Source organism: Ectothiorhodospira magna (genome assembly GCF_900110965.1).
GTDB lineage: Bacteria > Pseudomonadota > Gammaproteobacteria > Ectothiorhodospirales > Ectothiorhodospiraceae > Ectothiorhodospira > Ectothiorhodospira magna.
Genome location: NZ_FOFO01000041.1, coordinates 1 through 7,760, shown reverse-complemented (window position 1 = coordinate 7,760; position 7,760 = coordinate 1). Strand labels below are relative to the sequence as shown.

Here is a 7,760-nt window from a genome sequence, read left to right as displayed (position 1 = left end):
CGACATCCGCGACGACACCCTAAACAGCATCAGATCAGCAATACGAACCGTGTTTGCCACCAGGCTCCCTGCATGATTTCGTGGGGATACTTCAGTTGCGCCAGGCAAAGCCTGGGAAAGGAGGAGGACACGTCGAAGGAAGAGGCGTGCTGAAACCCTTCACTGTGACCCGACGGGTGAAAGTCCCGAACCGGTAAGGCAGACCCGCCACCGGAACCGAGTGTTGCGTGGGCCATGGGCGACCTAGTCTGCGAAGCGTACACAGGGGGCGTGCAGGCCGTGTGATTGAGCCTCGAAATTCCCGAAACGTGGGGCCGACGTCATCTGAGGTGCGGAAGGCAACAGAGTGCAGACCGAGAGGGTCGGGTCTGCACTCCCCGCCGGGGTCTGAGAGCAGGGCATGTACGCAAGGGTCACCCAGGAACCTGGGAGGGCTGATTCGCTCTTTGCGAGACAGGCGGCGCGGGCGCCGCGCTACAAGTGGTCCAGCATCGCCCACCCGATAGGTGCCGGCCGGGTGGGCGCGAAGACGGCACAACGCAAAGTACCACCAAGCGAAGGCAACGAAGCGCGGTGGGACGGCGGGTCAGCAATCGGAGTCGGCTGATAGTACTGATGACGGTGGGGAACTCACCCGAGAGGACCCATCCGAGGGAAGCGGCCGATCGGTCTAAATACACGTCTGGAGGGATAGATGACGCGAGCATTGGATCGCGAGACCATCTCAACGCGACAACAGGCGATCGCGGAATTGGCGAGAAAGGCACCGGAGACGGCACTACTGACACTGGCACACCACATTGATCTGCGGTGGCTGGAAGAAGCTTATCGTCGCACGCGCAAGGATGGCGCTGTGGGTGTGGACGGCGTGACCGCTGAGGCGTACGAACAGAGACTGCACGAGAACCTGAGCGACCTGCTCGAACGGTTCAAGAGCGGCCGCTACCGTGCGCCACCAGTGCGGCGCGTGCATATTCCCAAGGCGGGAACGAAGGACAAGACCCGGCCCATCGGCATCCCCACTCTGGAGGACAAAGTACTTCAGCGGGCTGTGCTCATGGTGCTGGAACCGGTGTACGAGCAGGATTTTCTGGGTTGCTCGTATGGCTTCCGACCGGGCCGCAGTGCCCACCAAGCGGTTGAAGCGCTCTGGCAGGGGCTGATGGGCATTGGCGGAGGCTGGGTGATTGACCTCGATATCCGGTCGTTCTTCGACACTATGGAACGTAGTCATCTCAACGCCTTTCTCGACCAAAGGGTACGTGACGGCGTGGTTCGCCGCGCCCTGGGCAAGTGGATGCAAGCCGGGGTTATGGAAGACGGGGTTCTCAGTCGACCCGAGCGGGGCAGCCCGCAAGGTGGGGTCATCAGCCCGTTACTGTCGAATATCTACCTGCACGAAGTGCTCGACCGCTGGTTCGAGCGGGAGGTTAAACCGCGTCTGCGGGGGCGGGCCTTCATGGCCCGCTTTGCGGATGATGCGGTGCTGACCTTCGAGCGGGAAGACGACGCAAGACGGGTGATGGAAGTGTTACCCAAGCGGTTCCAACGCTTCGGGCTCACGCTTCACCCAGAGAAAACCCGACTGCTGGACTTCCGTCGCCCCTCAAGGGCTGGGAAGGGCTGCGGAACCCAACGGGACCGCAGCTTCGACCTGCTCGGCTTCACCCACTATTGGGGGCGCTCCAGGAAGGGGCGCTGGGTTGTACAACGCAAGACGGCCAGAGATCGGTTCCGCCGTGCCATGCGGCAGATCGGGCAGTGGTGCCGCTTTAATCGCCACCTGCCACTGGCGGAGCAACAGCGGGCGCTGAGTCGCAAGCTCAGGGGCCACGACGCCTACTATGGAATCACCGGCAATGCGCGAGCACTGTCGCGATTCCGCTTCGCGACTTACCGAAGCTGGCACAAATGGCTTAATCGTCGCTCCCACGCGACGCGCCTTGACTGGTCGACCTTCAACCGTCTGCTCAAGCGCTACCCTCTCCCGCCCGTGCGGGTGGTACACAGTATCTATGTCACGTAGCGAATGTTGGACTGAGGAGCCGGATGCCTTAATTGGGCAAGTCCGGATCTGTGGGAGCCGCGGGTGAGTAATCACCCGCGGCCACCCGGCGGTCTGGATGGCATTGTCCGAGTGTTTACCCGAACCATCGTCAACTGATGACTCAGGCACTTCGTAACTGGTGGCAAAGCCAAGCTGCCTGGCCCACTCCTCGGCACTTGGATCGTTGCGTAACCGAACTACCCGCTGACTCTCCTCTTCGATTTCTAGATATCCCGCCGAAATCAACTCTTTTTCGGTTGGTTCGGGAATTGCCGCAAAGCGTATCTCCGTTTCCGCCAAAAGCTTTTCCACCAACTGGTTCGGAAGCTCATCAATCACACGCAGGCTACCGGCCTTGCTGTGGCGGAAATTGATCAGCCGATTACGCGCCGTCAGATCCAAAAGCCGCATTCGTAGATTTTCAAGCGACTGATATGCCTGTGTTTTTTTTATATTTAGTCCTTGGTTCATCGGTACGCCTTGTATACCAACATATAAGTGATTATCTGCATGGCAAGCATGACAGAAGATTTTTACTGTGGGGATTGTGCTCTTGATGGGCTGACAAACAGACCATGGACGGCAGTCTGGCAAGTGCAAACAGCCTTTGCGGGTTCCTTCAGAGATTGTGGAGCCATGCCGGGGAGTTCCTTGGCGAGCGTATTTGACTAAACATAGCCTGACTTCCGGCTCTGTTTCAATGCTTCACCCGCACTCAGGCCGACCTTCCCGGAGGCCACTGTCAGCGCGGTGTTTCATCCGCCACTTTTCAATACTTAACATCCTCATGCCTTGAGCATGTGGCATGGATCAGACCGTGGTATTTCCCCCAATGGTGCGTACAGCGGCACGGGCAATCCGCCGCCATGGCATCCTGGATAAGCCAGAACAGATTCTTTATTAAGCAAACACTGAATTACCCCCGCAACCCGGCTACAATGCCGTCTCACCCCAGCCCTCGCCGCCCATGACCCTGCCCCCCCGCATCAAGCGCTTGCTGCCCCTGATCCTGCTGGCCATCGGTATCGGCGGGTTCGTCCTGCTGCTGATCACCCGGCCTTCCGAACCGCCCCGGCAGGTGGCGGAGCGGGTGTGGCGGGTGACGGTGGAAGAGATCACGCCCCGGACCCTCTCCCCCCAGGTCACGCTCCACGGCCATGTCACCTCGCCCCGGGCAGCCGGCCTGCGCGCCGCGGTGGAGGCGGACGTGGCCCAGGTGCCGGCGGAGGAAGGTCGCCAGGTCCAGGCCGGAGACACCCTGGTGATCCTGGACGACCGGGAACTGGAACTGCTGGTCCGGCAACGGCAGGCGGATCTGGATGACCTGCGGGCACAGCTGCGGGCCCTGGAACGAAGCCACGTCCGGGACCGGGAGGCATTGGACCGGGAGCGCACCCTGCTGGCGCTGGCGGAACGGGCCGTGAACCGGGCCCAGGATCTGCTCAATCGCAACCTGGGTTCCCCCGCCACCCTGGAAGAGGCCCAGCGCAACCGGGAGCAGCAGGCCCTGGCCGTGGCCAACCGGCAGTTGGCCCTGGATGATTACGACGCTCGCCGGGAACAGCTGCGGGCACGCATCCGCCGGGCCGAGGCCCAGCTGGCCCAGGCCGCCCTGGATCTGGAACGGGGCCATGTCCGCGCCCCCTTCGACGGCCGCATCGCCCGCGTCAATGTCGCCCCAGGGGACCGGGTGCGGGTGGGGGACGCCCTGGTGACCCTGTTTGATACCCAAGCCCTGGAAGTGCGCGCCCCCATCCCCGCCGTCCATCTGCCGGCGGTGCGCCAGGCCCTCGACATGGCATCCCCGTCCGTTGCCCAGGCCCGGGTGGATGGCCTGCCCCTGACCCTTGAACTGAGCCGTCTGGCCGGTGAAACCGGGGCCGGCAGTGCCGGCGTGGAAGGGCTGTTCCGGATCGTCTCGGATACCCAGGACGTCCCCCTGGGACGCTTCGTCAGCCTGCGCCTCTCCCTGCCACCAAGAGAGCACGTGGTGGCCCTGCCCTTCGAGGCCCTGTACGGGCTGGATCGCATCTACCGCCTGGAAGACGGACGCATGCAGGGCCTTGCAGTGCGACGGGTGGGCGAATGGGTGGACGAGGACGGCCGCGAACGCATCCTGGTATCCGCCGAGGCCCTGCGCGCGGGTGACCGGATCATCACCACCCGGCTGCCCAATGCCATCGACGGCCTGCGGGTCAGCGGGGAGGCAGACTGACCCATGGCCCGTTCCCGTGGTGTGATCCCCTTCTTCCTGCGGCATCCGGTGGCGGCCAACCTGCTGGTGGCCCTGATGCTGCTGTCCGGCTCCTGGGCGCTGCTCAAGCTCAACACCCAGTTCTTCCCCAACTTCGCCCTGGATTTCGTCACCGTGCAGGTGGCCTGGACCGGCGCCAGCGCGGAAGACGTGGAAACCGGCATCACCATTCCCCTGGAACAGGAACTGCGCACCGTGGACGGTCTGCGCAGCCTCACTTCCACCTCGGCCCTGGGCATCGCCTCCATCACCCTGGAGTTCCAGGCCGGCACCGACATGAGCCTGGCCACGGACCAGGTCAAGGACGTGGTGGCCCAGCAACGCAACCTGCCGGAGGCCACCGAGACCCCCATCGTCAACCGCATCATCCGCTACGAACCCATCGCCCGGCTGCTGGTCAGCGGGCCGGACCTGGGTGAACTGCGCCCCCTGGTGCGGGAGTTCGAGCGTCAGTTGCTGGACCGGGGAATTGCCCGCATCGACTTCTCCGGCCTGCCGGAAGAGGAGATGGTGATTCAGATATCCACCGCCCGACTGCTGGATCTGGGCATGACCCTGGGTCAGGTGAGCGAGCGGATCGCCAGTCTCTCCCGAGATCTGCCCGCGGGGATGGTGGGTCGGGATGACAGCGCCCGCCAGCTGCGCAGTCTGGAACAGGGTCGGGAGGCAATGGACTTTGCCCGCCTGCCCCTGCGCAGCGACGCCGAAGGAGGGCTGATCCTGCTGGGGGATGTGGCCCATATCGAACGCCGGCCCCGCGATAATCAGGTGCTGGTGCGCTATCAGGGCCAACCCGCCGTGGAAATGGCCCTGCAACGGGCGGAACGGGATGACGCCCTGGATGCCTCGGCCATTCTGCTGGACTGGCTGGAGACCACAGGGGAAACCTTGCCGCCGGGGGTACACCTTCAGGTGTATGAGCAGTTCTACGAACCTCTGGTGGAACGTATCGGCCTGCTGCTCAAGAACGGGGCCGGCGGGCTGATCCTGGTGCTGGCGATCCTGTTCCTGTTCCTCAATGGCCGCCTGGCCCTGCGGGTGGCCCTGAGCATTCCGATTTCCTTCACCGCCGCCTTCCTCGCCCTCTGGGCCCTGGGTGGCAGCATCAACATGATGTCCCTGTTCGGCTTCATCATGTCCCTGGGCATCATTGTCGATAATGCCATCGTGGTCAGTGAACATGCCTACACCCAGTATCAGCGGGGCATGAACGCAGCCCAGGCGGCCCAGCGGGGCGCCCAGCGCATGATCGCTCCGGTGATCTCCGCCTCCCTCACCACCGTGGCCGCCTTCCTGCCCCTGATGCTCATCGGCGGCATCATCGGCAACATCCTCTTCGATATCCCCCTGGTGGTGATCTGCGTCATCCTGGCCACCCTGGTGATCAGCTTTCTGGTGCTGCCCTTTCACCTCAAGAACAGCCTGGAACAGGTCAAACCACCCCGGCCCGGATCGTTCCGTCACCGTTTCGACCAACGCTTCGATGCCTTCCGGGAAGGCCCCTTCCGGGGGCTGGTCACCCGGGCGGTGGCCCATGCCGGCATCACCCTGGCGGGCGCGGTGGCGGTCCTGATCCTGGCCATGGGCCTGCTGGCGGGCGGGCGCATCGGCTTCACCTTTTTCCCGGCGCCCGAAGGCACCGTGGTCACCGCCGCCGCTCACTTTGTCGCCGGCACGCCACCGGAACGGGTGGAACAGTTCCTGGCCCATGTGGAGTCCAGCCTCCGCGATACCGAAGCCGAACTGGGGGGCAACCTGATCCGCAACGTGGTGGTCTCCCTGGGTCGGGGCGTGGACACCGGCGGGCCGGTGCAGGCACCCCGGGGCGACCAGTTCGGTTCCCTTCTGGTGGAACTGGTCTCCCCGGACCAGCGGGACGTGCGCAATACCCGCTTCATCCGGGAATGGCAGTCCCGCATCCAGATGCCGGCGGGGATCGAACTGTTCAGCATCACGGAACGCCAGGCCGGGCCGCCGGGTCGGGACGTGGATATCCGCCTGACCGGGGCGGATCCGGAACGGCTCAAGGCGGCCGGGCTGGAACTGGCCGAGACACTCAACGACTTTCCCGGTGTGTTTGCGGTGGAAGACAACATGCCCTATGGCCGGGAGCAGCTCATCTACCGGCTCCGACCCGAGGGCCTGGCCCTGGGGCTGACCACGGAATCCCTCGGCGGCCAGTTACGCCATGCCTTCGACGGGGCGCTGGCACAGATCTTTCAGGAGGGTCTGGAAGAGGTGGAGGTGCGCGTGATCCTGCCCGACGACGAGCGTCACCGCGGCGTCACCCTGGAGCGCTTCACGGTGATCCTGCCGGGGGGCGGCATGGCTCCCCTGGACACGGTGGCCGAGTTCCAGCCCCGCCAGGGCTTCGAGACCCTGCGCCGGGCCGATGGCCAGCTGGCCATCTCCGTGTCCGCCGAAGTGGACCGGGCACTGAACAATGCCGGCCGGGTCCGTGAGCAATTGGCCTTAGATGTCCTGCCCGCCCTGAGCGAACGCCATGGGGTGACGTGGTCCTTCGAGGGTCGGGCCGCGGACCAGGCGGAAACCCTGGCGGACATGCGCATGGGCCTGATCTTTGCACTGGCACTGATCTATCTCACCCTGGCCTGGGTGTTCGGGTCCTACGGCTGGCCGCTGGTGGTCATGGCCATCATTCCCTTCGGCCTGCTGGGCGCCCTGGCCGGACACTGGCTCCTGGGCATGGAAATGACCATCCTGTCCCTGTTCGGGCTGTTCGGCCTGACCGGTATCGTGGTCAACAACGCCATCATTCTGGTCAGCTTCTATCAATCCCTGCGGGCGGAGGGCCTGGGTCAGGATGCCGCCATCGTGGAGGCTTCCTGCCAGCGCCTGCGGGCAGTGGTTCTGACCTCGTTCACCACCATCGCGGGACTGGTGCCGCTGCTGTTCGAGCGTTCGGTCCAGGCCCAGTTCCTGATCCCCATGGCGGTATCCATCGTCTTCGGCCTGGCGGTGGCCACGGTGCTGGTGCTGGTGGTGATCCCTGCCCTGCTGGCGGTGCATGAGCGCCTGGTGAACCGGTGACTGCTCCCCGCCCTAAGCGCTGACGCGCCACGGGCGAGGCTTCCCACTTCTCAGGCAGCAGCCGGCGATGTGCCGGACTTACGCAAGCCTCCATGGGCAGAGACGGACAGCCCTTCCGCCTTCAACTTTACTATGCCTTGATGCTTGATGTTCAGCGCCGCGTTGATATCCCTGTCATGTTGTGTGTGGCAGGCCGGGCATTCCCACGACCGGACGTTCAACGGCATGGCGTCCCTCTTGTGCTGGCAGACATGGCAGGTTTTGGAGCTGGCAAACCACGGGTCGATCTTGACCAGATGCTTGCCCTGCTCCTTGGCCTTGTAGTCCAGCTTGGTGGTCAAGGCATACCAGGACGCATCGCCGATGTGCTTGGCGAGTCTGGCGTTTTTCATCATGTTGCCGACCTTC

Annotated in this window: 4 protein-coding genes and 1 pseudogene; 3 read left to right on the top strand and 2 right to left on the bottom strand. The window is 63.9% G+C overall.

Translation table 11 applies throughout. The features are described 5' to 3' along the window. Positions 1-694 precede the first annotated feature (694 nt). Positions 695-2,026, top strand: coding sequence for a group II intron reverse transcriptase/maturase (gene ltrA / locus BMX62_RS12200; protein ID WP_090209516.1), 1,332 nt, complete (start codon positions 695-697; stop codon positions 2,024-2,026). 210 nt (positions 2,027-2,236) lie between these two features. Here ltrA and BMX62_RS13435 read toward each other — a convergent pair. After that, positions 2,237-2,458 (bottom strand): annotated as a pseudogene (locus tag BMX62_RS13435) (DUF4011 domain-containing protein); the annotation flags it as partial. Positions 2,459-3,014: 556 nt separating this feature from the next. Here BMX62_RS13435 and BMX62_RS12190 point away from each other — a divergent pair. Together BMX62_RS12190 and BMX62_RS12185 are read left to right on the top strand one after the other, a co-directional pair. Continuing rightward, positions 3,015-4,262 (top strand): efflux RND transporter periplasmic adaptor subunit, encoded by a 1,248-nt coding sequence (locus tag BMX62_RS12190; protein ID WP_090209512.1) that lies wholly within the window; start codon positions 3,015-3,017, stop codon positions 4,260-4,262. A gap of 3 nt (positions 4,263-4,265) precedes the next feature. Beyond that, positions 4,266-7,352 carry an efflux RND transporter permease subunit gene (locus BMX62_RS12185; protein ID WP_090209507.1) on the top strand — a complete coding sequence of 1,029 codons (3,087 nt, stop codon included), beginning with the start codon at positions 4,266-4,268 and terminating at the stop codon, positions 7,350-7,352. A gap of 50 nt (positions 7,353-7,402) precedes the next feature. Here BMX62_RS12185 and BMX62_RS12180 read toward each other — a convergent pair. Beyond that, a partial coding sequence (locus BMX62_RS12180) for an RNA-guided endonuclease TnpB family protein (RefSeq protein ID WP_143339804.1) occupies positions 7,403-7,760 on the bottom strand: 358 nt, incomplete at its 5' end.